The organism is Bradyrhizobium sp. Ken51 (genome assembly GCF_055807435.1).
Window position 1 is genome coordinate 256,062 of sequence record NZ_JBVVPB010000004.1, and the last position, 24,884, is coordinate 280,945.

General features: G+C 64.0%; 25 protein-coding genes. 10 read left to right on the forward strand and 15 right to left on the reverse strand.

Features of this window, described 5'->3' with window-relative positions; all coding sequences use genetic code 11:
• Nucleotides 1-52: 52 nt before the first annotated feature.
• The 4 genes from AC0L27_RS10615 to AC0L27_RS10630 all read right to left on the reverse strand — a co-directional run bounded on the left by AC0L27_RS10615 (nt 53) and on the right by AC0L27_RS10630 (nt 3,837).
• On the reverse strand, nt 53-457 hold the full coding sequence (locus tag AC0L27_RS10615) for a nuclear transport factor 2 family protein (RefSeq protein ID WP_354208137.1): 405 nt from the start codon (nt 455-457) through the stop codon (nt 53-55).
• A gap of 342 nt (nt 458-799) precedes the next feature.
• Nucleotides 800-1,738, reverse strand: coding sequence for an AEC family transporter (locus AC0L27_RS10620; protein WP_473318899.1), 939 nt, complete (start codon nt 1,736-1,738; stop codon nt 800-802).
• Nucleotides 1,739-1,744: 6 nt separating this feature from the next.
• Nucleotides 1,745-2,674 (reverse strand): HpcH/HpaI aldolase/citrate lyase family protein, encoded by a 930-nt coding sequence (locus AC0L27_RS10625; RefSeq protein WP_354213920.1) that lies wholly within the window; start codon nt 2,672-2,674, stop codon nt 1,745-1,747.
• On the reverse strand, nt 2,671-3,837 hold the full coding sequence (locus tag AC0L27_RS10630; RefSeq protein WP_354208131.1) for a CaiB/BaiF CoA transferase family protein: 1,167 nt from the start codon (nt 3,835-3,837) through the stop codon (nt 2,671-2,673). Before AC0L27_RS10630 ends, AC0L27_RS10625 begins: the two co-directional genes overlap by 4 nt.
• Nucleotides 3,838-4,158: 321 nt before the next feature.
• Here AC0L27_RS10630 and AC0L27_RS10635 point away from each other — a divergent pair, with 321 nt between their 5' ends.
• A complete protein-coding gene (locus AC0L27_RS10635; protein ID WP_354208359.1) occupies nt 4,159-4,509 on the forward strand; it encodes a hypothetical protein in 351 nt (116 codons plus the stop codon).
• A 428-nt stretch (nt 4,510-4,937) separates the two neighbouring features.
• The gene (locus AC0L27_RS10640) at nt 4,938-5,615 is read left to right on the forward strand and encodes a ParA family protein (protein WP_007596685.1); all 678 of its coding nucleotides are present in this window, start codon (nt 4,938-4,940) and stop codon (nt 5,613-5,615) included.
• A gap of 78 nt (nt 5,616-5,693) precedes the next feature.
• On the opposite strand, the gene AC0L27_RS10645 is transcribed toward AC0L27_RS10640, so the two are convergent.
• The 5 genes from AC0L27_RS10645 to trxB all read right to left on the reverse strand — a co-directional run bounded on the left by AC0L27_RS10645 (nt 5,694) and on the right by trxB (nt 9,565).
• Nucleotides 5,694-5,840, reverse strand: coding sequence for a hypothetical protein (locus AC0L27_RS10645; protein ID WP_275172513.1), 147 nt, complete (start codon nt 5,838-5,840; stop codon nt 5,694-5,696).
• Nucleotides 5,841-5,971: 131 nt separating this feature from the next.
• Nucleotides 5,972-6,118, reverse strand: coding sequence for a hypothetical protein (locus tag AC0L27_RS10650; protein WP_354061676.1), 147 nt, complete (start codon nt 6,116-6,118; stop codon nt 5,972-5,974).
• 178 nt (nt 6,119-6,296) lie between these two features.
• On the reverse strand, nt 6,297-7,205 hold the full coding sequence (locus AC0L27_RS10655) for a 4-hydroxy-tetrahydrodipicolinate synthase family protein (protein ID WP_354208129.1): 909 nt from the start codon (nt 7,203-7,205) through the stop codon (nt 6,297-6,299).
• A gap of 465 nt (nt 7,206-7,670) precedes the next feature.
• Nucleotides 7,671-8,594 (reverse strand): LysR family transcriptional regulator, encoded by a 924-nt coding sequence (locus tag AC0L27_RS10660; protein WP_007614700.1) that lies wholly within the window; start codon nt 8,592-8,594, stop codon nt 7,671-7,673.
• 5 nt (nt 8,595-8,599) lie between these two features.
• On the reverse strand, nt 8,600-9,565 hold the full coding sequence (gene trxB / locus AC0L27_RS10665) for a thioredoxin-disulfide reductase (RefSeq protein ID WP_354208127.1): 966 nt from the start codon (nt 9,563-9,565) through the stop codon (nt 8,600-8,602).
• 265 nt (nt 9,566-9,830) lie between these two features.
• Between trxB and AC0L27_RS10670 the strand changes: the two genes are divergently transcribed.
• Nucleotides 9,831-10,310, forward strand: a complete 480-nt coding sequence (locus tag AC0L27_RS10670; protein WP_275172518.1) for an Lrp/AsnC family transcriptional regulator — start codon at nt 9,831-9,833, stop codon at nt 10,308-10,310.
• 186 nt (nt 10,311-10,496) lie between these two features.
• Here AC0L27_RS10670 and greA read toward each other — a convergent pair whose 3' ends face one another.
• The 3 genes from greA to AC0L27_RS10685 form a co-directional block, all read right to left on the reverse strand.
• Complete coding sequence (gene greA / locus AC0L27_RS10675; RefSeq protein ID WP_007596674.1) at nt 10,497-10,970, reverse strand: transcription elongation factor GreA; 474 nt, start codon at nt 10,968-10,970, stop codon at nt 10,497-10,499.
• A gap of 212 nt (nt 10,971-11,182) precedes the next feature.
• Nucleotides 11,183-14,647, reverse strand: coding sequence for a carbamoyl-phosphate synthase large subunit (gene carB / locus AC0L27_RS10680; protein ID WP_354208124.1), 3,465 nt, complete (start codon nt 14,645-14,647; stop codon nt 11,183-11,185).
• Between the two features lie 144 nt (nt 14,648-14,791).
• Nucleotides 14,792-15,961 carry an MFS transporter gene (locus tag AC0L27_RS10685; protein ID WP_354208122.1) on the reverse strand — a complete coding sequence of 390 codons (1,170 nt, stop codon included), beginning with the start codon at nt 15,959-15,961 and terminating at the stop codon, nt 14,792-14,794.
• Nucleotides 15,962-16,069: 108 nt separating this feature from the next.
• Between AC0L27_RS10685 and AC0L27_RS10690 the strand changes: the two genes are divergently transcribed.
• Nucleotides 16,070-16,441 (forward strand): ArsR/SmtB family transcription factor, encoded by a 372-nt coding sequence (locus tag AC0L27_RS10690; protein WP_354208358.1) that lies wholly within the window; start codon nt 16,070-16,072, stop codon nt 16,439-16,441.
• A gap of 237 nt (nt 16,442-16,678) precedes the next feature.
• Here the strand turns inward: AC0L27_RS10690 and AC0L27_RS10695 are convergent, their stop codons facing one another.
• Nucleotides 16,679-17,380: a class I SAM-dependent methyltransferase gene (locus AC0L27_RS10695; protein ID WP_354208120.1), complete on the reverse strand. Its 702-nt coding sequence runs from the start codon at nt 17,378-17,380 to the stop codon at nt 16,679-16,681.
• 113 nt (nt 17,381-17,493) lie between these two features.
• Between AC0L27_RS10695 and AC0L27_RS10700 the strand changes: the two genes are divergently transcribed.
• A complete protein-coding gene (locus AC0L27_RS10700; protein WP_018453593.1) occupies nt 17,494-18,018 on the forward strand; it encodes a Dps family protein in 525 nt (174 codons plus the stop codon).
• 112 nt (nt 18,019-18,130) lie between these two features.
• Here the strand turns inward: AC0L27_RS10700 and AC0L27_RS10705 are convergent, their stop codons facing one another.
• Nucleotides 18,131-18,652 (reverse strand): hypothetical protein, encoded by a 522-nt coding sequence (locus tag AC0L27_RS10705; protein WP_354061688.1) that lies wholly within the window; start codon nt 18,650-18,652, stop codon nt 18,131-18,133.
• A gap of 160 nt (nt 18,653-18,812) precedes the next feature.
• Nucleotides 18,813-20,003 (reverse strand): glutamine-hydrolyzing carbamoyl-phosphate synthase small subunit, encoded by a 1,191-nt coding sequence (gene carA / locus AC0L27_RS10710; protein WP_354208118.1) that lies wholly within the window; start codon nt 20,001-20,003, stop codon nt 18,813-18,815.
• A 146-nt stretch (nt 20,004-20,149) separates the two neighbouring features.
• On the opposite strand from carA, the gene AC0L27_RS10715 reads away from it, so the two are divergent.
• The 5 genes from AC0L27_RS10715 to AC0L27_RS10735 all read left to right on the forward strand — a co-directional run bounded on the left by AC0L27_RS10715 (nt 20,150) and on the right by AC0L27_RS10735 (nt 24,871).
• Nucleotides 20,150-20,878, forward strand: coding sequence for an alpha/beta fold hydrolase (locus tag AC0L27_RS10715; RefSeq protein WP_354208116.1), 729 nt, complete (start codon nt 20,150-20,152; stop codon nt 20,876-20,878).
• A gap of 33 nt (nt 20,879-20,911) precedes the next feature.
• Nucleotides 20,912-21,367 carry a GatB/YqeY domain-containing protein gene (locus tag AC0L27_RS10720; protein WP_354208114.1) on the forward strand — a complete coding sequence of 152 codons (456 nt, stop codon included), beginning with the start codon at nt 20,912-20,914 and terminating at the stop codon, nt 21,365-21,367.
• Nucleotides 21,368-21,527: 160 nt separating this feature from the next.
• The gene (locus AC0L27_RS10725) at nt 21,528-22,664 is read left to right on the forward strand and encodes an epoxide hydrolase family protein (protein ID WP_473318943.1); all 1,137 of its coding nucleotides are present in this window, start codon (nt 21,528-21,530) and stop codon (nt 22,662-22,664) included.
• 119 nt (nt 22,665-22,783) lie between these two features.
• Nucleotides 22,784-24,394 (forward strand): acyl-CoA synthetase, encoded by a 1,611-nt coding sequence (locus tag AC0L27_RS10730; RefSeq protein ID WP_354208112.1) that lies wholly within the window; start codon nt 22,784-22,786, stop codon nt 24,392-24,394.
• 9 nt (nt 24,395-24,403) lie between these two features.
• A complete protein-coding gene (locus tag AC0L27_RS10735; protein ID WP_354208110.1) occupies nt 24,404-24,871 on the forward strand; it encodes a MarR family winged helix-turn-helix transcriptional regulator in 468 nt (155 codons plus the stop codon).
• Nucleotides 24,872-24,884 lie beyond the last annotated feature (13 nt).

Below are 24,884 nucleotides of genomic sequence, written 5' to 3' on the forward strand. Positions count from 1 at the left end.
GTGCACCAAGCTAACCAACGCCAGGCGACACTAACAGAACCCCATCGCGCGTTCAGGAGATCATCGCCTTGATCTGCGCAGTGTCCGCAAACTCGATCAGCTCGACGATCTTTTCGTCCTGAAATCTGAACAGGTCCAGGATCTCGGTGCTGGAAGCCTTCCCGGTCGGATGGTGTCGAACGACGACGCGGGAGTGGACAGCAACGCGATCTCCGTCGACCAGCTCGGCCAGGATTTCGCGACCTTCGAAACCGAATTCATCGATCAATTTACTGAAGGCTCCACGCAGGGTCGGGTGCCCCTGCATAGTCCCCGTCAGTGCGAGCGCGCTGTTGTCGCCCATCAAGGTGAACAGACCCTCGGGATGAAAGGCTGTCACCAAGCCTTCGGCGTTACCGCCGTCGCGTGCCGCGTAAGCGCTTCTGATCAATGCCAGTCTCTCTTCACGCTGTCCCATGTCACCCTCCCTGCAGGACGTATCAGGGCAGCCTAGCGACCTTTGCGTGTAAACGCAAAATCATCGCGTTGAGGGGGCGAAGCTCAGCACGCCACGAAGCAGGATGGGTCGCTTTCGTTCCCCGATTTCAGGAGAAAACGGCGCCGAGCACCGCCGAACCTTTTCACGACCTTGGGTGTTTGTGTTGCGGCAGGACTGACAACGCTGAGGAGCTGAGACATGAACGGCATTATCTATCTGGTCGGACTCGTCGTCGTAATTGGTGTGGTGCTCTCGTTCCTGGGCCTGCGCTGATTGGATATTCGGTCGGTGGTGCGGCGCACTCTGCAGGCCTCTGACACTTCACCTCGCCACCAGCCACACCACCACCGGCAACGTCACCGCCGCCAACAACGTCCCCAGCGCCACCGCGCCCGACACCGGGTTCACCAGCCGCTGATACTGAACCGCGAAGATGTACGCGTTCGCCCCGGTCGGCATGGCCGCGAACAGCACGACCACGCCGGCCGCGAGCGGCGGCAGGTCGAGCAGCTTTGCCAGCACGAACGCGGCCGCCGGCATCGCCAGCAGCTTGAGCGCGCTCATCACGACGACGCTTAACATCTCGCCCTTGACCTCGAACCGGAACAGATTGATGCCGAGCGCGATCAGCGCCGCCGGCGAGCCCGCCTGCGCCAGCAGCTCGACGGTCCTGTCGACCACGGGATGCAGGCCGAGGCCGGTGAAACGCCAGACCACGCCAAAACCGATCCCCAGCATCAGCGGATTGCGCGCGAGATCCGTGAGCACGGGCCGGATCACCGACAGCGCCGAGCCGGTCTGCTTGCGGCCGACCCATTCCATTTGCAGGATGCCGCAGAGCCAGAGCAGCGGCGTGTTCACCGACAGGATCAGCGCCATCGGGCCTGCGGCCTCGTTGCCCAGCGCCGAGAGCGTCAGGGGAATGCCGAGCATCACGATGTTGCCGTAGACCGAGCCGATCGCGAACACGACGCCGTCCTCGCGGTCCTCGCGCCGCTGGCGCAGCAGCGCCGACAGCGCTAGCGCTGCGATCCAGGTCAGCGCGAGCGCGCCGTAATAGGCGCCCCACATCCTGTAGGGGCTGACGCCGGAAAATTCCGAGACGACGATGGTGCGGAACAGCAGCGCGGGGATCGCGATGCTGAAGGCGAATTCCGAGATGCCCTTGTGCGCGGTCTCGGAGACGAAGCGAAACAGCACCGCGGCATAGCCGGCCGCGATCAGCGCAAACACCGGCGCGACGATCAGCACCGTGGCCATGCGCCGCTACGATCCCATCTCGATGATCCTGCGCGCCATCCGAACATTGGCATAGTCGATCATCTTGCCGTCGAGGGTCACCGCGCCCTGGCCCTGCGCCTCGGCCTGCTCCATGGCCTCGACCACCCGGCGCGCGTGCGCGAGCTCGGTGTCGGAGGGGACGAACGCCCGCAGCGTCGGTTCGATCTGGTCGGGATGGATCACCTGCTTGCCGTCAAAACCCATCGCAGCCGCCTTGAGCGCGCTGCTTTCAGTCAGCCTGCCATCCCGGAACGCGCCGCACGGACCGTCGATGGCGCGCAGGCCGAACGCGCGCGCGGCCACCAGCAGGCGCATCATCGGATAGGCGAACAGATCGAGCGGGGCGGAGGCATAGCCGCTCTGGGCGGAGCCCACGTGGCGGTAGCCGTCCGGCGACGCGCCGATTTCCGAGGAGCGGGCGCCGATCGACGCCGCGAAATCGCCGACGCCGAGATGAAGGGCGGCGACGCTTTGGTGTGCCGCGGCGAGCGCGTCGACATTGACGAGCCCCAGCGCGGTCTCGATCAGCAGTTCGAGCGCCACAGGCGAGGGCCGATCCGGCGCGGCCGCGCGCAGCTGATCGGCAATGGCGGCGATGTCGCTCGCGTGCTCCGCCTTCGGCACGATCACCGAATCCAGCCTGGGCAGCGCAGCGAGCATGCGGATTTCCTGCGCGATGAAGGGGCTGTCGACGGCGTTGAGCCTGACCGCGACGACCTTGTTGCCCCACTCCAGCGAGGACAGCGCCCCTGCGGCTTCCGCCAGCGCCGCGCTCTTCTCGGTCGGCGGCACCGCGTCCTCGAGGTCCATGAACACCGCGTCCGCGGCCGAGGCAGCCGCCTTGGCGACGAGACGGGAGCGATGCGCGGGAACGGCCAGATAGACCCGCGTCGGCCGCCGGGGCGTCATCGTCATGTCTCCCTTGCGAGACCGAGCTCGCTGAGGATGGATGGGTTGTGCTGGCCGACGTCAGGCACCGGATCCATCCGGGGCGACAGGCCGGGAATGGTGAGGGCCGGCAGGAAGCTCATGACCGGACCGCACGGAGATCCCACCGGTTGCACCCGGGAGCGGGCGCGGAGCTGCTCGTGCTCCAGGAACGCCTCGACCGAATTCAGGTGCGCGTTGGCGATCGAGGCCTCGTCGAGCAGCCGCAGCACCTCGTCACTGGTCATCGCTGCAAAACGCTGCTCGATATGGACCTGCAGATCGTCCCTGTTCTGCATGCGCAGCGGATTGGTGCGGAAGCGGGGGTGGTCGGCAAAGGCGGCGTCGCCAAGCACAATGGCGCACAGCGATCGCCATTCCCGGTCGTTCTGGATGCCGAAGAAGATCGTGTTGCCGTCGCCGACGCGGAAAGGGCCATACGGCGCTATCGTTGCATGCCTGGCGCCGGTTCGCGGCAGCGGCCGGCCCGTACTCTGCGTGTAGAAGGCGGGATAGCTCATCCAGTCCGTGATGGAATCGAACAGCGAGGCCTGGAAGGCGGTGCCCTTGCCGGTCCGCTCGCGGCGATACAACGCCATCAGCACGCCGTTCAGGATGTACATGCCGGTGGCGATATCGACCACCGAAAGTCCGACCTTGGCGGGCTCCGCCTCGGTGCCGTTGATGGCGAGGACGCCGGCCTCGCACTGCACCAGGAGATCGTAGGCCTTCTTGTTGCTGTAGGGACCGCCCGCACCATAGCCCGACACGTCGCAGGCGATGATCCGGGGAAATTTCCGCAGCAGCGATGCGGCATCAAGGCCCACCCGCTCCGCCGCGCCGGGCGCCAGGTTCTGGATGAAGACGTCGGCCCGCGGCAGCAAGGCCTCGAGCACCTTCTGGCCTTCGGGGCTTTTGATGTCGATGGCGAGGCTCTCCTTCGACCGGTTGGTCCAGACGAACTGGCTCGACATCCCGTTCATCACGTGATCGTAGTCGCGGCAGAAATCGCCATCGCCCGGCCGCTCGATCTTGATGACGCGCGCGCCCCAGTCCGCAAGATGCCGGCTGGCAAGAGGAGCCGCGATCGCCTGCTCGAGCGAGACCACCGTCACACCCGACAGCGGCAGCTCCGCCTCATTTCGCTCCATGCAATCGTCTCCGTCCCGCTCACGCTTTTGTCCAGCGCAGGAGACAGGCCGACCACCCCACGCACGTTCTGTGATGATGGCATCATGCTCCTGTTTTGCCCGACGAGTCAAACCGCATTTCGTAAAATCCGTAAATCACCATTGGCAAAGTCCAATCAACACATGGACTTGGCTACTGTGCATGGGGTTGTTTTCGCGCTTTTTGTTTTGGGAGGCCCTGTTGCCGAGACCGCACACGTCCCGCCTTTCGCATCTACCCTCGTTGCCAACGAACCCCCGTTCACCCACTATCCGCTCCGACTCGACATTTTGGGGGGATCGATGCCGCCGTTCCGTTTCAACAAGACCTTTGCTGCTGCGATCACGGGCATCGCCCTGGCCGTCCTGATCCACCCCGGTGAAGGCTTTGCCTACTCCCAGGAGGAGCAGCAGGCCTGCACGCCCGATGCGATGCGGCTGTGCGGCGACTTCGTTCCGAACGTCGATGCCATCACCGCCTGCATGATCCAGAAGAAGTCGCAGCTCTCGCCGCAGTGCCGGGTGTTCTTCCGGCCGGGACCGGAGCCGGGCATGGCGGCCGCGCCCCGCGCCGGCAAGCCGACCAGCATCGCGCCCAAACCTGCGAAGAAGAGCACGAAGACCGCCAAGAAGAAGAAATCCAGCGAAGGCTGAACGCGGGCACGCGTTCCCTTTTTGAAACTCGATCATGCCCGGGCCAAAGCGCGCAGTGCGTTTGAAGTCCCGGGCATTTGCGTGCCCGGCCCCTCGTCGCTGAGTCCAAACTGATCAGGACATCAGTCCCACACCAGCCACCGGACTCGTTTTGTTCGCCTCCGCGTGCGGACGCTTGCGACAAGGCGGGATGGAAACGGCCAGCGAAACGGATTGCGCGGCGAGGTTGCATTCCATTATTTCCCGCCGGGCTGCCCAAAAAACGCACGATTGCCGGCATGAAGCCGTCGTCGCACGCGACAGTGTGACTCAAAAGCCAACGCGCTTTGTTATTTCATGGCGCCGACATAACTTATGATAAATTTTTCTTTCCCGAATCACCGCGGTGATTCATTTTCGCCGCCTGGGGTCAATCTGGAGGCAGAGGTATGAACGTTATTGTTTTTGCATCGCGTAAAGGTGGCTCGGGCAAGAGTACCCTGGCCGCGCATCTCGCCGCGCAGATCAAGGCGACCAAGCCGATCCTGCTCGTCGATGCGGATCCGCAGGGCTCGCTCACGCTGTGGCACAAGCTGCGTGGCACCAACGAGCCGCCGATCAAGTCCGCAGTGAACTCGGTCAGCGGCATCGTCTCCGCTGCCAAGCGCGACGGTTATGAATGGGTGTTGATCGACACGCCGCCGAACCTGTCGGCCGTCGTTGACGACGCCATCCGCAATGCCACCATGGTGGTGATTCCCGCCCGTCCCGGCGTGTTCGACGTCAACGCGGTGCAGGAAACCATCCAGATGTGCCGTGCGGCTCGCAAGCCCTACGCGGTCGTGCTCAACGGTGCGCCGGCGCGCCGCGACGAATCCGAAAGCCCGATCGTCACCATCGCCCGCGAAGCGCTGGCGAAGTTCCGTGCTCCGGTGTGGGGCGGCCAGATCACCAACCGTTCGGATCTGCTGATGGCGCTGAGCCACGGCGAGGGCGCGCGGGAATATCAGGCCGAGAGCCGTGCGGCTCAGGAAATCGCAAGGCTGTGGGCGGCGATCGAACGTTCGGTAAAGGCTATTCGCGGCACGGCGTCGGCGTCCGGCGCAATGCACAAGCAGGCGGCGTAATTTTTCATAAATCATTCCCCGGACGAAAAACGCGCGGACATCCGCGCGTTTTGCGTTTTTGGGAAGATGACTTGGTAGCTAGGCCACCATCAGCATGTAGAACACGATCACCGGCGACAGAGTGAGGATCACCGACCAGATGCCGGCGGCCCAGAGAATGTCCTCGGTGGTAAAGCCCTGCTGTTCAGCGTCGTAATGCGACGCCACTTCGTTATGACTATTCACAAACGCCCCCGCGATTTCTTCGCTTATGGGCGTGAACGCTACATTGGATGTTTTAAAAATCCGGGTCGCAGTCTCGCGCGCTTTCGAACACAGGTGCTACCACGAGTTAACCATCCGGACGTGCGCTTGCCTCACGCCAGCCAGACCCGAAACACCAGCACCGGCATCAGGCCGAGCATCACCGCCCAGAAGCCGAACGACGACACCACCACAATTCCCCGCATGAAATCGGCTGACGCGAAGACGTCTGCCGCCGTCGGGCGGATGCGTTGCCCCATGATCATTCCCCCATTTGAAAAGACTTTGAATGAAGACGATAGGCGCGTTTGCGTAAACGAGCCGTGGATGCACCATGCGGCAGCAGCGAAGGCCGTTCGGGCGCAGTTAACCACGCACTCCGCTCTCTCACTCCCTCTCCCCGTACTTACGGGGAGAGGGTGGGGTGCGGGCTATCAGCTACGCCGCGACTTGCATCCGTCGCTCGATCTCGCGGTCGAGCTGGACTGCGAGTTCGCTGCCGACTTCGACCATCGGCAGGCGCACTTCGGGGCTGTCGATCAGGCCCGCGCGCCACAGCCAATACTTCGCCGGTGCGGGACTGGGCTCGGTGAACAACAGGCGCGTCAGGTCGGCGACCTCCTGCCAGCGCGCCAGCGCCGCATCGTGATTGCCGTGCTTCAGCTCGGCATGGACAGCCGCAAACGTCGCGGTCTCGAGGTGGGCTGACAGCACGATGCCGCCGTCGGCACCGTCGCTGAGCGCCTCGAAATAATTCGCATCCTCGCCAGTCAGCACGCGAAAGCCCGCAGGCCGGTCGCGCAGCAGCGCGATGGATTGCTCGCGGCTCGCGCCGCAATCCTTCAGGCCGATGATATTCGGATGCCCGGCAAGCCGCAGCAGCGTCTGGTTGGTGATGTTGACCGAGGTGCGATAGGGAATGTTGTAGAGCGCGAGCGGCCAGGCGGCGTGATCGGCGAGCGCCTCGAAATGCGCCAGCAACCCGCGCTGCGACGGCCGCACATAATACGGGCTCGCAATCAGGTAACCGTCGATCGGCCAGTCCGCGGTCTCGTCGAGACGCTCCTTCAGCCGCGAGGTGTCCGCGCCTGACAATCCGAGGCAGACCGGAATCTTGCTGTGGGCGGCGGCCAGCTCGTCCCGCACGATGGCGACGAGGCGTTCAAGCTCCGCGTCGCGCAGCGTCATGCCTTCACCGGAGGTCGCCCCCAGGATGAAGCCGTCGACGGCCTGTCCGCTGTAATGCCGGGTCAATCGGCGCAGCGACCTCTCGTCGAGAGCGCCGTCGCGAAACGGCGTCACCAGCGGCAGCCAGAGCCCGTGCAATTGTTCCTGTAGTCCGGTCATGTTCCATCTCCTTCTCGGGAAAAATCCTGAGACGGGGGCGCACATGAAAAAACCCCGTCCAGGCGGCGGGGTTTTCGAAGTTTCGGCTCGCGATGACGAAGGCTGTTAGCGCGCGCAAAATTCCGAGGTCCCCAGATGGGGGCCTTTTTTCGAGGCGACTGCCTTCGACGAGATTGCGCACGACTTCGTGATCATTCGCAAATGATGCGGGGTAAGCATGGAACTGTCAATACACGTGGAGGGCGAAGGCCGGATCTGCCAAAAAAAAGCCGGGCTCGATCGAGCCCGGCTTAAGGTATTGGCCACGTGAGGCCGACACAATCACCTTCCAAGAGGGATTACTGAACTCCCGCGCCACTGGAGGAGGGGGACAAATGCGCAACGCGAAGGCTCAGCGTGAAAACATTATGGGCTAGCCTCGCGCCCTGCATCAAGCGTCCAAGCCGCATGTCAGACATGCGGAAATCAGGACGGCCAGCGCTGCGCCTTGCTCACCACGAAGTCGCGGAACACTTGCACGCGTGCGACCGTCTTCAGCTCTTCCGGATAAACAAAATACGTATCGAGCTGGATCGAATCCGATTCGCCGAACAGCTGCACGAGGCGGCTCTGTTCTTCGATCAGATAGTCCGGCAGCGCGGCGATGCCGAGGCCCTGCTGACAGGCGCGCACCAGGCCGAGAATGTTGTTGACCCTGAAATAGGCTTCGCGCGGACCCGAGCCGTTGCGCCCCGCTTCGACCAGCCAGTTGCGGTTCTGAAGATGCGGCGCGAAGTTGCCGTCGGAGAGCGTGATGATGCGATGAGAGTCGAGCTCCTCCAGCGTACGCGGCGTGCCGAAGCGCTTGATGTAATCAGGCGAGCAATAGGCGTGGAAGCCCATCGCGAACAGCTTGCGCTGGATGAGATCCGGCTGCGTCGGCTTGCGGGTGCGGATCGCGACGTCGGCCTCGCGCATCGACAGATCGAGCTCCTCGTCAGTGACGATCAGCGAGATCCGGATTTCCGGATAGAGCGCGGTGAATTCGCCGAGCCGGGGGATCAGCCAGTTGATGCCGACGCCGGGCGTGGTGGTGATCTTGAGATCGCCGCTCGGCCGCTCGCGGCTGTCGGTCAGTTTCGCGCGCGCCGCCTGCAGCTGCATGAACACGTCATGGGCGGTGCGGAACAAGAGATCGCCCTGTTCGGTGAGGATCAGGCCGCGCGCGTGGCGGTGGAACAGCGAGACCGAGAGTTCTTGCTCCAGTGCCGACACCTGGCGTGACACCGCCGATTGCGACAGGCCGAGCTGCTCGCCCGCGTGCGTGAAGCTGCCCGCTTCCGCCGCCGCGTGAAACACCTTCAGCTTGTCCCAGTCCATATCCGTGAATCCGTCGCGTGTTCGTGCCATGATGCCTATTCCGCTGCCGCGCGCTCGCTGGCGCGCAGGGCCAAAAATCGTTCCGCCTCGAGCGCTGCCATGCAGCCGAGGCCTGCCGCCGTGACCGCTTGACGATATGTCTCGTCGGCGACGTCGCCCGCAGCGAACAGGCCGGGGACCGAGGTGGCGGTCGAGTTCGGGGCGACCTCGACATAGCCCGACGGTTTCAGCTTGATCTGGCCGGCCACGAGCTCGGTCGCCGGGGCATGCCCGATCGCGACGAAGACGCCGTCGGTCGGCACGTCGGTCAAGGCGCCGGTCTTGGCGTTCTTCAGCCGCACATGAGTGACCTTGTTCGGGTTCTCGGTGCCGCAGATCTCGTCGACGGCTGAGTCCCAGATCACCTTGATCTTCGGGTGCTTGAACAGACGCTCCTGCAGGATGCGTTCGGCGCGGAAGTGATCGCGACGATGCACGATGGTGACCTGCGAGGCATGGTTGGTGAGGTACAGGGCTTCCTCGACCGCGGTATTGCCGCCGCCGACCACCACGACGTTCTTGTTGCGGTAGAAGAAGCCGTCACAGGTGGCACAGGCCGACACGCCGCCGCCCTGGAATTTCGTTTCGGACGGCAGCCCGAGCCAGCGCGCCTGGGCGCCGGTGGCGAGGATGACGGCGTCGGCGAGATAGACGTCGCCGCTATCGCAGGTCAGACGAAAGGGTCGCTGCGAGGTGTCAAGCTTGGTCACCAGATCGGTCTTGATCTGGGTGCCCACATGCAGCGCCTGCTTCTCCATCTGCTCCATCAGCCAGGGGCCCTGGATCACGTCGGCGAAACCCGGATAGTTTTCGACGTCGGTGGTGATGGTGAGCTGGCCGCCCGCCTGGATGCCCTGGATCAGGATCGGCTCGAGCATCGCGCGCGCGGCGTAGATCGCCGCCGTGTAGCCGGCGGGGCCGGAGCCGATGATGACGACCTTTGCATGGACAGCGGCGGACATTTCGACAGATGCCTTTCACGGGGGACTGCAGCGCGGGCGCGGAACGTGCCGGGAGGCCTCGCGGAGGCGCTGAAATATCAGAGGTAATCTAAGCCTTCTGGTGAGCTATGCAAGAATTGCATTCCCTCTCGGCGGATTTTTCCAACAAGGAACAAAAGTCGATTGCGCTGCACGCGCAATAAAATTGCGCCGAGTGCGCGGTCTGGGCTATGAGGATTGCGACAGACCCACCAATACCGCCGTAAAGGCCAGGAGTTCCAATCACGTGTCGCGGAACCTAGACGAGATCGACCTGAAAATTCTCACCGAGATTCAGGCCGACGGTCGAATCACGAATGTCGAGCTGGCCAAGCGCGTCGGCATTTCGCCACCGCCCTGCCTGCGCCGCGTCCGGGCGCTGGAGGAGGAGGGGTATATCCACGGCTATCGCGGGCTTCTGGATGCGCGCAAGCTGGGCTTCGACGTCACGGTGTTTGCCGCGGTGCACCTCTCCAGCCAGGCCGAGGCCGATTTGCGCGCCTTCGAGGAGTTCGTCCGCGCCGAGCCCCTGGTGCGCGAGTGCTGGATGCTGTCGGGCGAAGTCGATTTCATCCTGAAATGCGTCGCACCCGACATGGCCACCTTCCAGGATTTCGTCACCCATTTGACCGCCGCTCCACACGTCCGCAACGTGCGGACCTCGTTGGTGCTGCACAATTCAAAATACGAGGCGGCTGTGCCGCTCGACGTGAGGGCAAGAAGGTAGCGTCTCCTCCGTCATTGCGAGCGGAGCGAAGCAATCCAAGCGGTCTCCGGAAAGACTCTGGATTGCTCGCTGCGCTCGCAATGACGAGCGGTGAGGGATCATCCCACCTCATTACCAGCAACACCCAGCAACAAAAAAGGCCGCGCACTGCGCGGCCTTTTTCAAATCACATGCGACGGCAAATCGTTACCGCCACTCCACCTTGGTGATCTCGTAAGCCTTGGCGCCGCCGGGTGCGTTGACCTCGACGGTTGAGCCCTTCTTTTTGCCGATCAGCGCGCGCGCGAGCGGCGAGGTGATGGAGATGCGGCCCTTCTTGGCGTCGGCCTCGACCTCGCCGACGATCTGCCACACCGTCTTCTTTTCGGTGTCCTCGTCGACCAGTGTCACGGTCGCGCCAAACTTGATGGTGTCGCCGGACAGCTTCGAGATGTCGATGATGTCGGCGCGCGCGAGCTTGTCCTCGAGCTCGGCGATACGGCCTTCATTGTGGGACTGCTCTTCCTTCGCGGCGTGGTATTCCGCGTTCTCCGAAAGGTCTCCGTGCGAGCGCGCCTCGGCGATATGCTCGATGATCCGCGGACGGTCCTCCGACTGGCGCTTCTTCAGTTCTTCCCCGAGCGCGGCAAAGCCGCCCGCGGTCATCGGTACCTTTTCCATCTCTTCTCTCGTCCTTCGGTCGCGCGCGCCCTGACATGCCAGAGCGCACGCAACTTGATTCGTCAGTCTGTCCGGGGGCTCAACGCGCTTGCCGCCGAACGTTCATATGGGCTTGGCGCCGGAACAGAACAACCATATGGCCGGACAGTTCCTCCGGCCATAGTGGCTTCATCGCCAATCACTTAGCGGAAGGTCGGGCCTTCCGCTCGCGATCAGGTTTCCGAAAAGTAGCTCTGCAGGGTCCGAACCTCAAGGTCCCCGCCCAGATAGGCGCGGATGCCCTGCGCGGCCGCCACGGCCCCGGAAAGAGTGGTGTAATACGGCACTTTATGCAAGAGGGCCGCGCGCCGCAGAGAACGGCTATCGGCGAGCGCCTGCGGGCCTTCGGTGGTGTTGAAGACGAGCTGGACATCGCCATTGGTGATGGCGTCGACGATGTGCGGCCGGCCCTCCAGCACCTTGTTCACCTTCTCGGTCGGGATGCCCTGGTCGGTCAGGAAGCGGGCCGTGCCGGACGTCGCCAGCACCTTGAAGCCGAGCGAATGCAGCTCGCGGACGGCCTCGGTGATGCGCGTCTTGTCGCTCTCGCGCACCGAGACGAACACCGTGCCCTTGCGCGGCACCCGCGTGCCGCCGCCGAGCTGGCTCTTGGCGAACGCCACCGCGAAGGAGCGGTCGATGCCCATGACCTCGCCGGTCGAGCGCATCTCGGGGCCGAGCACGGTATCGACGCCGGGGAAGCGGGCGAACGGAAACACCGATTCCTTCACGCCGACATGATCGAGGTTCGCCTTCTTCAGCTTGAAATCGGCAAGCTTCTCGCCGGCCATGATGCGCGCCGCGATCTTCGCAACGGGCGTGCCGACCACCTTGGCGACGAAGGGCACCGTACGCGAGGCGCGCGGATTGACTTCGAGCACGTAGATCTCGCCGTCCTTGATGGCGTATTGCACATTCATCAGACCGACGACGTCGAGGCCGAGCGCCAGCTCGCGGGTCTGCCGCTCCAGCTCCTCGATCATCTTGTCGTCCAGCGAGTGCGGCGGCAGCGAGCAGGCGCTGTCGCCGGAATGGATGCCGGCTTCCTCGATGTGCTCCATGATGCCGACGATGAAGGTGTCCTTGCCGTCGCAGAGGCAGTCGACGTCGATCTCGGTCGCGTCGGACAAATAGCGGTCGAACAGCAGCGGGTTCTTGCCGAGCACGGTGTTGATCTGGCCAGTCTTGTCGTTCGGGTAGCGGGCCTTGACGTCCCCCGGCACCAGCTCCGGCAGCGTGCCGAGCAGGTAATCGCTGAGCTGGTTCTCCTCGCGGATGATTTGCATCGCGCGGCCGCCGAGCACGTAGGACGGGCGAACCACCAGCGGCAGGCCGAGATCGGTTGCGACCAGGCGCGCTTGCTCGACCGAATAGGCGATGCCGTTCTTGGGCTGCTTCAGCCGCAGCTTGTCGAGCACCCGCTTGAAGCGGTCGCGGTCTTCCGCCAGGTCAATGGCATCGGGCGAGGTGCCGAGGATCGGCACTTCGGCGGCTTCCAGCGCACGCGCGAGCTTGAGCGGGGTCTGACCGCCGAACTGCACGATCACGCCGTGAAGCGTGCCGTTCGTGCGTTCCTTCGCGATGATCTCCAGCACGTCCTCGGCGGTGAGCGGCTCGAAATAGAGCCGGTCCGCAGTGTCGTAGTCGGTCGACACCGTCTCCGGGTTGCAGTTGACCATGATGGATTCGTAGCCGGCGTCGTGCAGCGCGAAGCAGGCGTGACAGCAGCAATAGTCGAACTCGATGCCCTGGCCGATGCGGTTCGGGCCGCCGCCGAGAATGATGACCTTCTTCTTGTCGGACGGCGAGCTCTCGTCCGCAGGTGCGCCCGCGAACGGCGCCTCGTAGGTCGAGTACATGTAGGCGGTGGGCGAGGCGAACTCGGCCGCGCAGGTGTCGATGCGCTTGTAGACCGGGCGAACGCCGAGCGCGTGGCGCTTCGCCGTGACCTCTGCCTCCGTCGTCTCCGCGATCACCGCGAGCCGGGCGTCGGAGAAGCCCATGGCCTTGAGCGTGCGCATGCCGAAGGCGTTGCCCGGCAGGCCGTTCTTGCGGACCTTCGCTTCCATGTCGACGATGCCGCGCATCTCGCTGAGGAACCACGGATCGATCTTGCAGGAATTGAAGATCTCCTCGTCCGACCAACCGAGCCGCATCGCCTGGGCGACCTGGAGCAGCCGGTTCGGCGTCGGCGTGCCGAGGGCGGCGCGGATCGCATTCTTGTCGTCGTCGCGGCCGAGACCTTCGATCTCGATCTCGTCGAGGCCGGTGAGGCCGGTCTCGAGTCCACGCAAGGCCTTCTGAAGGCTTTCCTGGAAGGTGCGGCCGATCGCCATGACTTCGCCGACCGACTTCATCGACGTGGTCAGCGTGGTGGAGGCGCCGGGGAATTTCTCGAAGGCGAAACGCGGCACCTTGGTGACGACATAGTCGATTGTCGGCTCGAACGAGGCCGGCGTGGCGCCGCCGGTGATGTCGTTGGCGATTTCGTCGAGCGTGTAGCCGACCGCAAGCTTGGCGGCGACCTTTGCGATCGGAAAGCCGGTGGCTTTCGAAGCCAGGGCGGAAGAGCGCGACACGCGCGGATTCATTTCGATGACGACCATGCGGCCGTCTTCGGGGTTGACGCCGAACTGCACGTTGGAGCCGCCGGTCTCGACGCCGATCTCGCGCAGCACCGCCAGCGAGGCGTCGCGCATGATCTGGTATTCCTTGTCGGTCAGCGTCAGCGCCGGCGCCACCGTGATGGAATCGCCGGTGTGCACGCCCATCGGATCGAGGTTCTCGATCGAGCAGACGATGATGCAATTGTCTTTCTTGTCGCGCACCACCTCCATCTCGTACTCTTTCCAGCCGAGCACGGATTCTTCGATCAGCACTTCGTTGGTGGGAGACGCATCCAGGCCGCGCTCGATGATGTCGAGGAACTCTTCCTTATTGTAGGCAATGCCGCCACCGGTGCCGCCCATGGTGAAGGAGGGGCGAATGATTGCGGGCAGGCCGATCTCGGACAACGCCATCAGCGCCTGGCCCAGCGCATATTCCTGGTAGCGCTTGCGGCGGTCGTTCTCGCCGAGCGTCCATTGCCGCTCGAGCTCTGCGAGCGCCGCGCCAGAGGCCTTTGCGCGTTCGGCCTGGTACTTGTCGCGGAAGGACTTCTTTAGGGCGGAGGCGTTGGCGAGCCGTGACTTCGGCGTCTCGAGCCCGATCTTGGTCATGGCCTCGCGGAATAGCTGGCGGTCCTCGGCCTTGTCGATCGCGTCCGCGGTGGCGCCGATCATCTCGACGTCGAACTTGTCGAGCGTGCCTTGCTGGCGCAGCGACAGCGCGCAGTTCAGCGCGGTCTGTCCGCCCATGGTCGGCAGCAGCGCGAAGCCGCCGGGAATGACGTGACGTTCCTTCTCGATGATTTTCGCGACGATCTCGGGCGTGATCGGCTCGATATAGGTCGCATCCGCCAATTCCGGGTCAGTCATGATGGTGGCCGGATTGGAATTGACGAGGACGATGCGATAGCCCTCTTCCTTCAGCGTCTTCACCGCCTGGGTGCCCGAATAGTCGAACTCGCAGGCCTGGCCGATCACGATGGGGCCGGCGCCGATGATCAGGATGGTGGTGATGTCTGTACGTTTGGGCATCAACTCTCGCCGAAGTGGAATTTGGGCACAAAAAAAGGGCGCGCCTGCTGCGCGTCCCTTGGCCGAGAGCGCGGTGGTCCCCCCTCGCGCGCGGGGTGGGTCTTAGACCAGTTTTCGGGACGGCGAAACCCCGAAAAACGCCCATCAACCGGCAATTTTGACCGGTTTTGGCCGGGCCTGCCAGCCCCGGGCGAGATGCACCAGAACAGCCGCCGAAACGCTCAGTCCGCCGACCCAGCCGAGATCGGCCGGGCTCCACGCCGCAAGCACGGCGCCACCCAGGGCACCGCCGATCGCAAATCCGAGATACATGGCCGAGGCGTTGAGCGAGAGCGCGATCATCGAAGCCTGCGGCTCGATCCGGATGATGCTGGCGACCTGGGCCGGGTAGAACGCCCAGCCCGAGATGCCCCAGAGGAAGATCGCGCCCAGCACCGCATAATGCGCCTGTCCCGGCATCAGCTTCAGGACCAGCGAATGCAGGATCAGCGCGCTTGCCATGCCGGCAAGCCCGAGACCTGCTGTGGCGGGCGTGCCGAGCCGGTCGGCCAGGACGCCGCCGAGCATGTTGCCGATCGCGGCGGCGCCGCCGAACACCAGCAGCGCGAGGCTGATCTGCGACGCATCGAATCCAAGGCCGCGCAGCGGGATCGCGAAATAGGTGAACACTGTGAAGCCGCCGAGCGCCCATAGGATCGTGATCAGAAGCGCGGTCAGGACATTGCGGTGACGCGCCACTGCCAGCCGATCGCCGAGCGAAGCCGTGTTGCGGGGCAGGCCGCGGGGCAGGCCGAGCAGGAGGCCAGCGAGCGCAACGGCGCCGATCAGGGCGACCATGGCAAAGGTCGCGCGCCAGCCGAGCAGGCTGCCGACGAGATTGCCGAGCGGAACGCCGATGACGGTCGCAACCGTGAGGCCGGAGGTAACCAGCGCCACCGCGCGGCCGCGTCGCTCCGGCGCCGCGACGGCCACGGATACGGCCAGCGCGGTCGGCATGCACAGGCCGGAGCCCAGCGCCATCAGCATGCGCGAGGCCAGCAGCAGGGCGTAATTCGACGCCACCATCGCCGCGAGGTTTCCGGCGATGAAGGTCGATAGCGCCAGGGCCAGCACGGTGCGGCGGTCGATATTGTTCAGCGTCACCGCCAGGATCGGCGAGCCGACCGCATAGGTGAGGGCGTAGGCCGTGACCAACTGCCCGGCGGCGGGGACGGAAATCGCCAGGTCGGTGGCGATCGACGGCAAAAGCCCTGCAATGACAAAGCCTTCCGTGCCGATCGCAAAGGCCGCCAAGGCCAACCAGAATACGCTCATCCGAGGATTCCCTATGTTCAATGTTTATTGAACTATCGATGGGACGGTCAGGAGTCAATTGGTTCAAGAACTATTGAACATCGAAGCCATTTCGCTATGGTCTCCGACATGAGCCGCACCCCACCCCACCCCACCCGCGCGCAGATCGAACTGCCGATGGTTCTGGATTGCCTGAGCGATCCGATCAGATTGGCGATCGTGTATCAGCTCGCGCAGCAGGAACGTGTCAGCGGCGAGCTGTGCTGTGGCGATTTCAACGGGCTCAGCGGCAAGTCGAATCTGGCCTATCACTTCGCCAAGCTGCGCGAATGCGGCCTGATGCAGACCCGCGTCGCCGGCACCAACCGCTTCGTGCGGCTGCGCCGCGAAGATCTGGACGCACGTTTTCCGGGCCTGCTGGATGCCGTCATCACCTCCGCGGCAAAGGATGCCGACCGGCTGCGACTTGTGTCGGAATGCGAAGTGGTCGAGATGGAGTGAGGATTGGACGGCTTGCGTGGCCGCGCCACGCGTAGCCCCGTGAGGGGCGAAGCGTGGAGACCCGGCCTGGATTTGAACCAGGATAAAGAGCGATGCATCGCCCTCGCGTAACGCTTCCGCCACCGGGCCGCGGCGATCATTACCGATCGAGGTGCGACAAGCCACCTCAGGCAGACGTTATGCTTAACGGACCCAGGAAGCCTAACGAATCCAGGAAGTTTACCGAACCCAGGAAACTTACCGAACCAACGGCGGCCGCGCGACGAACGTCATGCGCCAGCTATTGTGGCCGATATTGCGGTGAGCGCGCTGGACCGCGAAGTCGGCTGCCTTGAGCCTGGCGGTGATCTCCGCCTCGCTGTAGCGCTGCAGCCCGATGCGCGTGCGCAGATGACGGTAATCCGACAGTGCGGTGCTGATCAGCCCGATCAGTGCATCTTTCAAAAAGCCGTGACGCAGGCCGAAGCTGAGCAGCGCCGTGACGTCCCTGAACATGCCGACATTGGGCTGGAGGATGTCGCCGAGCACCAGCTTCCCGGAGGGTTTCAGGATGCGGCGGAAATTGAGGAGCGCGCCGTCGAGCTCGTCCGGCGTCATGTATTGCGCGACCGAGTTCATCACGACGAGATCGATCGACTGCTCCTGCATGTTGTGGACGTCGTCGAGCGAGCGGACGCGGATTTTCGTGTTCGGGGCAAACCGGGCGATCAACCGGCCGCGCACGCCGGGCGCGGGCTCGGCAAGGATCAGCTTGCCGCAAGCCGCCGCGACCTGGCTCGCCGACAGCGCCTCGCCGCAGGCATAGTCGAGCACGGTCGCCTCGGGCGAGGAGATGTAGCCGATGATGTCCCGCGCGATGATCTGAAAGTGCAAGTCGCGATGCAGCTTGCTGACATAGATCGTATGCGTCGAGTCGTAATAATCGATCCAATCGTCCATGGTATCCGAGGGCCCCGGCCAAACGGTTCCGTTGAAGGAACCGGCGCTGCCCGCCTGCGTTAGGGGTGCGGCGGCGCGCCGTCAATGTCCGCGTCCTAACAGGAAGGTTTCTCGTGAGCAAAGCCCCACAAAAGGTCTCGCCCGACCTCGACACCCCCACCGATCTGTCGTCCCAGGCAGTCAACAAGGTTTCGGAGGCACTCAACGTGCTCCTGGCCGATGCGTTCGCGCTTTATCTCAAGACCAAGAATTTTCACTGGCACATCAGCGGCCGGCATTTCCGCGACTATCATCTGCTGCTTGACGAACAGTCCGACCAGATATTCGCCACCACCGACCAGCTCGCCGAGCGCGTCCGCAAGATCGGCGGCACGACCCTGAAGTCGATCGGCCAGGTCGCGAAACTCCAGACTATTAAGGACAACAACGAAGACTACGTCCCGCCGCGTGAGATGCTGCGCGAGCTGATGCAGGACAACAAGCATGTCGCCGCCGCAATGCGCAAGGCGCACGACGTGTGCGACGAGGCCGGCGACGTCGCCAGTGCCAGCATCCTCGAGAACTTCATCGACGAGACGGAGCGCCGCACCTGGTTTTTGTTCGAAGCCACAAGACAGGAAGGTGCGAACGAGGCGTAGGATAGGTCGTAGGGTGGATTAGCCGCAGGCGTAATCCACCACGTCTGCCTCCGCGGAAACAGAAGAGGTGGGTTACGCTTCGCTAACCCACCCTACATCACCTTGCTTGCAGCTACCGCCACAACCGCATCAACGCCCCGTCCTTCCCCGTCACCGGATCGGCCGGCGGCAGCGCGACGTTTGGAATCGTCTTCAGCGCCTTGGCGTGGTTCTCCGGCGTTGCCCGGGTGACCTCCATCTTCGCGCCCGGCGGATAAGCGCCGATCACGCAGAAATCCTCGCTGGCCTTGATACGTTGGTGACCTGTGCCGGCGGGCAGGATCGCGACGTCGCCGGCCTTGATCTCCAGCTCCTGGCCATGGTCGCCGCCGAAGCGCACGCGCGCGCTGCCACGCGCAACGCCGAGCACCTCGTGCACCGTCGCATGATAATGCAGATAGTCGAAGACGCCATTGCGCCACGTGCCGCCCCAGCCGTTCGCTTCGAACAAGCGTTCGATCGTCTCTTCCGGCCGTCTGGAATCGAGCTTCACCGCGGCCTGGTAGACCAGGAAGGGGAGGATATTGTTCGGCACGAGCCCGTCATCCTCAAACACGATGGCGAGCGGCTCGGCATTGTCGCGGACGACGGACATGGCGGGCTCCTGCGTGAGCGTAGTAGGGATCAACGAAGGGAGCTAAGCGGCGTTCCTCGTGCGCTGTCAGTGCGGGTTGGCGCTGCGCCCCGGAACAACAAAAGCCCGGGAGAAGGCCCGGGCTCGATGTCGTCAAAGCAGTTGCAGGAGAGCGCGCGATTTACGCGCTCTTCTTCTGCCGCATCAGGTCCGCAAAACGCTGGAACAGATAGTGCGAGTCGCGCGGACCCGGCGAGGCCTCGGGGTGGTACTGCACCGAGAACACCGGCTTGCCGTCGAGCTGGATGCCGCAATTCGAGCCGTCGAACAGCGAGATGTGGGTCTGCGTCGCGCCGGTCGGAAGGGTGCTCTCGTCCACTGCAAAGCCGTGGTTCATCGAGGTGATCTCGACCTTGCCGGTGGTCTCGTCCTTGACGGGATGATTGGCGCCGTGATGGCCCTGGTGCATCTTCTTCGTCTTGGCGCCGACCGCGAGGCCGAGCATCTGATGGCCGAGACAGATTCCGAATGTCGGCGTGCCCGACTTGATCACGTCCTGGATCACAGGCACGGCATATTTGCCGGTCGCGGCCGGATCGCCGGGACCGTTCGACAGGAACACGCCGTCTGGCTTCATCGCCAGAATATCTTCAGACGACGTCGTTGCCGGCACCACCGTCACCTTGCAGCCGACGCCGGCGAGCAGGCGCAAAATGTTGCGCTTGATGCCGTAATCGATGGCGACGACGTTGAACTCAGGCTTGTCCTGACGGCCAAAGCCCTTGTCCCACAGCCACGGCGTCTCGTCCCACGTGAAGCGCTGGCCGGAAGTGACCATCGGCACGAGGTCCATGCCTTCGAGCCCCGGCCATTCGCGCGCTTCTTCCTTCAGACCGTGCAGGTCGAACTCGCCGTCTTTGGCGTGCGCGATCACGGCATTGGGCATGCCCTTGTTGCGGATCAGCGCGGTCAGTGCGCGGGTGTCGATGCCCGAGAGGCCGATGATGCCGCGGGCCTTCAGCCACTGGTCGAGATGCTTGGTGGCGCGGTAGTTCGAGGGATCGGTGATCGCGGTGCGCAGGATCACGCCGCGCGCGCCGGGCGTTGCGGCCATGTTCACCGTCTCGATGTCGTCGTCGTTGGTGCCGACATTGCCGATATGCGGGAACGTGAAGGTGATGAGCTGGCCGGCATAGGAGGGATCGGTGAGGATCTCCTCATAGCCGGTCATGGCGGTGTTGAAGCAGACCTCGCCGACGGCTTGTCCTTCGGCGCCGAGGCCAAAGCCTTCCAGCACCGTGCCATCGGCAAGCACCAACAGCGCGGTCGGTTTGTGGTCCGGCCAGGCAGGATCGTTGTCATGTTGTGTCATGAGCCCGGTTCATAGTCTCCGCGGGCGCCGACGTCAAAGCGGAGATGCGCCGATTCACATGCGTTTTTGCATATTTGACAGGTCGCCTTGGGCCCCTAAGCTCGGTGGCATAATTTCCGGCAAATTCCGGGGCTTGGGAGGCAATAATGGACCAGACGACGCCGATTCTGCTGGTTCCGGGATTAGCCTCCTCGGCCCGGATCTACGCGCCGGTCATCCCGGCGCTCTGGCGGTTCGGCGCGGTGATGGTCGCCAACCATATTCGCGACGACAACATGGCGGCGATTGCGCGGCGGGTGCTGAGCGAGGCGCCGCCGCGCTTCGCGCTCGCCGGCCATTCCATGGGTGGCTACATCGCGCTCGAGATCATGCGCCAGGCGCCCGAGCGGGTGGCAAAGCTGGCGCTGATCAACACCCAGGCCCGGCCCGACACGGCGGAGGCGACCGCGCGTCGCCGCGGTCTGATGGAGCGGGCCCGGCGCGGCGAGCTCCGTGCGGCGCGCGAGGAGATGTTTCCCGAACTGGTGCATCCCTCGCGCCGCGACGATGCCGGCATTCGCCAGCTCGTACACGAGCAGGGCGATGACGTCGGCGTCGAGGGCTATCTGCGACAGCAGACCGCGATCATCGCGCGGGTGGATTCACGGCCGACGCTTGCGACGATCAAATGCCCGACGCTGGTGCTGACGGGCGATGCGGACAATACGATTCCCAACGCATTCTCGAAGGAGATGGCGGAGGGCGTTGCCGGCGCAAGGCTCGTCGTTTTGGAGAATTGCGGACATCTGCCGCAGCCGGAGCAGCCCGCGGCGACGGTGCGGGCGTTGGTCGAATGGCTGGGAACCCCGGTTGTCTCAGGGCCGCGAACGGCCTAGATCAGGCGTCGGATATTCTAGGGGAGCACGACCATGCTGCGCGACGACATCAACAATGCGGTCAAGCAGGCCATGAAGGCCAAGGAAGAGCGCAAGCTGTCCACGCTGCGCATGGTCAACTCGACCATCAAGAACGCCGACATCGAGGCGCGCGGCAGTGGCAAGCCGCCGCTCACGGACGCGGATCTGCTAGGCGTGTTTCAGAAGATGATCAAGCAGCGCCAGGAGTCGGTGGAGCTCTACGAGAAGGGCGGCCGTGCCGAGCTCGCCGCGCAGGAGCGCGAGGAGATCGCGGTGATCTCTGCGTATCTGCCGAAGCAGATGTCGGACGACGACGTCAAGAAGGCGATCTCGGACGCGATCGCCGAGACCGGCGCCGCCGGCATGAAGGACATGGGCAAGGTGATCGCCGTGCTGAAGACGAAGTACGCCGGCCAGATGGATTTCGGCAAGGCTTCCGGTTTGGTGAAGGCTGCTCTGACGGGCTAGACGGCCGCGCCGAAAGATTTGCCAAGAGCTGACAGACTATCATCCCGTCGTGCCCGGCCTTGTGCCGGGCATCCACGTTCTTCAGAATGAAGAGAAAGAACGTGGATGACCGGGACGAGCCCGGCCATGACGAGAACCTCCGATGAGCAGGGCCTCTCCGATGACCGCCATCAAACCGTTTCGCATCGCCATCAGCGACGATATCCTCACCGACCTCAAGTCGCGCCTTGCTCGCACGCGCTGGCCGGAGGCGGAGCTCGTCTCCGACTGGAGCCAAGGTGCGCCGCTGGCATCGATCCAGGAGATCTGCACCTACTGGGCTGATGGCTACGACTGGCGCGCGCGCGAAGCAAAACTCAATCGCTTCGAGCAGTTCACCACCGAGATCGACGGGCTCGACATCCACTTCCTGCATGTGCGCTCCAAGCATCCGTCGGCGCTGCCGCTGATCATCACCCATGGCTGGCCCGGCTCGATCGTCGAATTCCAGAAGGTGATCGCGCCGCTGGTCGATCCTGCCGCGCACGGCGGCGATCCTGCCGATGCCTTCCACGTCGTCTGTCCGTCGCTGCCGGGTTTTGGGTTCTCCGGCAAGCCGAACACCACCGGCTGGGGCGTCGATCGTATCGCCGCGACCTGGGCCAGGCTGATGGACCGACTCGGTTATATCAGGTATGGCGCGCAGGGCGGCGACTGGGGCTCGGCGGTAACGACCTCGCTCGGCATGCAGGACGCCGAGCATTGCGCCGGCATCCACATTACGCTCGCCTTCAACGCAGCACCGAAGGTCGAGGGCGAACCGACGCCGGAAGAGAAGCGCGCGCTCGCCGGCCTCAAGCATTACGTCGACCTCGATTCCGGCTATTCGAAGCAGCAATCGACGCGGCCGCAGACACTCGGCTACGGCTTGACGGATTCACCGAGCGGGCAGGCGGCCTGGATTCTGGAAAAATTCTGGGCCTGGACCGATTGCAACGGTCATCCCGAAAACATCTTCACCAAGGACGAGCTGCTCGACAACGTCATGCTCTACTGGGCGACGGAGACGGCGACCTCGTCCGCGCGCCTCTATTGGGAAAGCTTTGGCAAGCGCCGGACCACGCCGGTCGTCAAGGTGCCGACGGGCGTCGCTGTCTTCCCCAAGGAGATCATCACGCCGGTGCGGCGCTGGATGGAGCCGAACTTCCACAACATCACGCATTGGAGCGAGATGGAGAAGGGCGGGCATTTCGCCGCATTCGAGCAGCCGGAGCTGTTCGTGCGCGATGTCCGCAAGTTCTTCGCGACGGTGCGCTGAAACGCAATCTGCGTCATGCCCGGGCTTGTCCCGGGCATCCACGTCCTTAAACTGAGGTCAAACAAGAACGTGGATGGCCGGGACACGCCCGGCCATGACGACGCCGCCGGGAAACGACCATGCTCACCGAAGCCAGCACCTACGACGAACTCTATGGCAATTTCCGCTGGGAGATCCCGGCGCGCTTCAACATGGCGGAGGCCTGCTGCGATCGCCATGCTGACGGCACTGGCCGGCTGGCGCTGGTCTATGTCGACGAGAACGGCGCCATCACGCGCACATCCTTCGACGAGGTCGCGGAGATGTCGCGCCGCTTCGCCAATGTGCTGAAGGCGGATGGTCTTGCCCGCGGCGACCGCGTCGCGGTGTTCCTGTCGCAGTCGCTGGAGCTGCCGATCGCACACATGGCGGCGTTCCGTTCGGCGATGATCTCCATTCCGCTGTTCGCATTGTTCGGCGAAGACGCGCTGGAATTCCGTCTGTCGAACTCGCAGGCCAAGGCGATCGTCACCGACGAGGGTGGCTGGGAGAAGCTTTCGAAGATTCGCGACCGCCTGCCGGAGCTGAAGAATGTCTACATCGTTGGCGAACGAACGCCGGCGGGCACGACATCGTTCTGGAATTCGGTCAAGGCTGCATCGCCCGACTTCACGCTGGTGGACACGTCTCCGGACGATCCCGCGCTGATCATCTACACCTCGGGCACGACAGGCAATCCGAAGGGCGCACTGCATGCGCATCGCGTCGTGCTCGGACATCTCCCCAATGTCGAGATGTGCCACAACTTCCTGCCGCGCCCCGGCGATCTGATGTGGACGCCGGCGGACTGGGCCTGGATCGGCGGCCTCATCAACGGCCTGTTCGCGTTCTGGTATCACGGCATTCCCCTGGTCGGTCACCGCGCGCGAAAGTTCGAGCCGCAGGCGGCGATGCAGATGATGGCCGATCTCGGCGTGCGCAATGTCTTCCTGCCGCCGACCGCGCTGAAGCTGATGCGACAGGCCAGGGTGACGCATCCGGGCGTCAGGCTGCGCAGCATCTTTACCGGCGGCGAGTCCCTCGGCGGCGAGATGCTCGGCTGGGTGCACGAGACTTTCGGCATCGACGCGCATGAGGTGTTTGGCCAGACCGAATGCAATCTCGTGATCGGCAGCAACGCGAATCTGTTTCCGATCCGCCCCGGTTCGATGGGCAAGGCGACGCCGGGTTTCGACGTTCGCATCGTCAACGACAGAGGCGAGGAGCAGCCGCGTGGCCAGCGCGGCATCATCGGCGTGCGCCAGCCCTGTCCTTGCACGATGCTCGAATATTGGCGCAATCCGGACGCCACGGCGAAGAAATATGCCGGCGAGTTCCTGCTCACCGGCGATCTCGGCGTGCAGGACGAGGACGGTTACTTCTGGTACGTCAGCCGCGAGGACGACGTCATCACCACCGCCGGCTATCGCGTCGGCCCGTCCGAGATCGAGCACACGCTGATGAAGCATCCGGCGGTGGCGATGGCGGCGGTGGTCGGCATTCCCGATCCGATCCGCACCGAATCGATCAAGGCCTGGATCGTGCTGCGCCCGGGCTTTGCCGCCGGCGACGCACTCGCGCGCGAGATCCAGGAATTCGTCAAGGTGCAACTCGCCGCCCACGAATACCCGCGCTTCGTGGAGTTCGCGGAGACACTGCCGATGACCGCCACCGGAAAGGTGCTGCGGCGCGAACTGCGGACGAGGGGGTAGCTTCCTGCAATGGCAAAGACGTCTCAAGCCGCGGGGCTTCACCGCGCCTCACTTGCGAAGCTGCACGATCTCGATGCGGCGCTGGAGCTCATGTATTACGGCTGGCGCGGGATGACACTCGAAGCCGATGCGTATCTCGCCAAGCAGGGACTGTCGCGCCCGCACCATCGCATTCTCTACGTGGTGGCGCGCCGGCCCGATATCGCGATCGGCTCGCTGATCGAGATCCTCGGCATTTCCAAGCAGGCCCTGAACCGGCCGCTCAATTTGTTGCTGGAGCGCAAGCTCCTGACCTCGAAACGCTCGCCCGAGCAGCATCGCTCGAAGCTGCTGCGCCTGACCGCCGCGGGGCAGCGCATCGAGCAGCGTGCATCGGACCACGAGCGCAAGGTGCTGCGCGAGGCGTTCGATCGCGTCGGAGCGACAGGTGCGGCTGCGTGGATGGGCGTCATGGAGGCGATCGCCGACACCAATTGACAATTCTTGAAGT

Coding starts and splice junctions, on each gene's coding strand:
- AC0L27_RS10660 (WP_007614700.1), bottom strand. CDS start 8,594: ATGGCACGAACACGCGACGGATTCACGGATATGGACTGGGACAAGCTG.
- greA (WP_007596674.1), bottom strand. CDS start 10,970: ATGGAAAAGGTACCGATGACCGCGGGCGGCTTTGCCGCGCTCGGGGAA.
- AC0L27_RS10620 (WP_473318899.1), bottom strand. CDS start 1,738: ATGGCCACGGTGCTGATCGTCGCGCCGGTGTTTGCGCTGATCGCGGCC.
- AC0L27_RS10685 (WP_354208122.1), bottom strand. CDS start 15,961: ATGAGCGTATTCTGGTTGGCCTTGGCGGCCTTTGCGATCGGCACGGAA.
- AC0L27_RS10715 (WP_354208116.1), top strand. CDS start 20,150: ATGGACCAGACGACGCCGATTCTGCTGGTTCCGGGATTAGCCTCCTCG.
- AC0L27_RS10650 (WP_354061676.1), bottom strand. CDS start 6,118: ATGGGGCAACGCATCCGCCCGACGGCGGCAGACGTCTTCGCGTCAGCC.
- trxB (WP_354208127.1), bottom strand. CDS start 9,565: ATGTCCGCCGCTGTCCATGCAAAGGTCGTCATCATCGGCTCCGGCCCC.
- AC0L27_RS10640 (WP_007596685.1), top strand. CDS start 4,938: ATGAACGTTATTGTTTTTGCATCGCGTAAAGGTGGCTCGGGCAAGAGT.
- carB (WP_354208124.1), bottom strand. CDS start 14,647: ATGCCCAAACGTACAGACATCACCACCATCCTGATCATCGGCGCCGGC.
- AC0L27_RS10630 (WP_354208131.1), bottom strand. CDS start 3,837: ATGGAGCGAAATGAGGCGGAGCTGCCGCTGTCGGGTGTGACGGTGGTC.
- AC0L27_RS10625 (WP_354213920.1), bottom strand. CDS start 2,674: ATGACGATGACGCCCCGGCGGCCGACGCGGGTCTATCTGGCCGTTCCC.
- AC0L27_RS10695 (WP_354208120.1), bottom strand. CDS start 17,380: ATGGACGATTGGATCGATTATTACGACTCGACGCATACGATCTATGTC.
- AC0L27_RS10690 (WP_354208358.1), top strand. CDS start 16,070: ATGAGCCGCACCCCACCCCACCCCACCCGCGCGCAGATCGAACTGCCG.
- AC0L27_RS10720 (WP_354208114.1), top strand. CDS start 20,912: ATGCTGCGCGACGACATCAACAATGCGGTCAAGCAGGCCATGAAGGCC.
- AC0L27_RS10730 (WP_354208112.1), top strand. CDS start 22,784: ATGCTCACCGAAGCCAGCACCTACGACGAACTCTATGGCAATTTCCGC.
- AC0L27_RS10725 (WP_473318943.1), top strand. CDS start 21,528: ATGACCGCCATCAAACCGTTTCGCATCGCCATCAGCGACGATATCCTC.
- AC0L27_RS10635 (WP_354208359.1), top strand. CDS start 4,159: ATGCCGCCGTTCCGTTTCAACAAGACCTTTGCTGCTGCGATCACGGGC.
- AC0L27_RS10655 (WP_354208129.1), bottom strand. CDS start 7,205: ATGACCGGACTACAGGAACAATTGCACGGGCTCTGGCTGCCGCTGGTG.
- AC0L27_RS10705 (WP_354061688.1), bottom strand. CDS start 18,652: ATGTCCGTCGTCCGCGACAATGCCGAGCCGCTCGCCATCGTGTTTGAG.
- carA (WP_354208118.1), bottom strand. CDS start 20,003: ATGACACAACATGACAACGATCCTGCCTGGCCGGACCACAAACCGACC.
- AC0L27_RS10735 (WP_354208110.1), top strand. CDS start 24,404: ATGGCAAAGACGTCTCAAGCCGCGGGGCTTCACCGCGCCTCACTTGCG.
- AC0L27_RS10615 (WP_354208137.1), bottom strand. CDS start 457: ATGGGACAGCGTGAAGAGAGACTGGCATTGATCAGAAGCGCTTACGCG.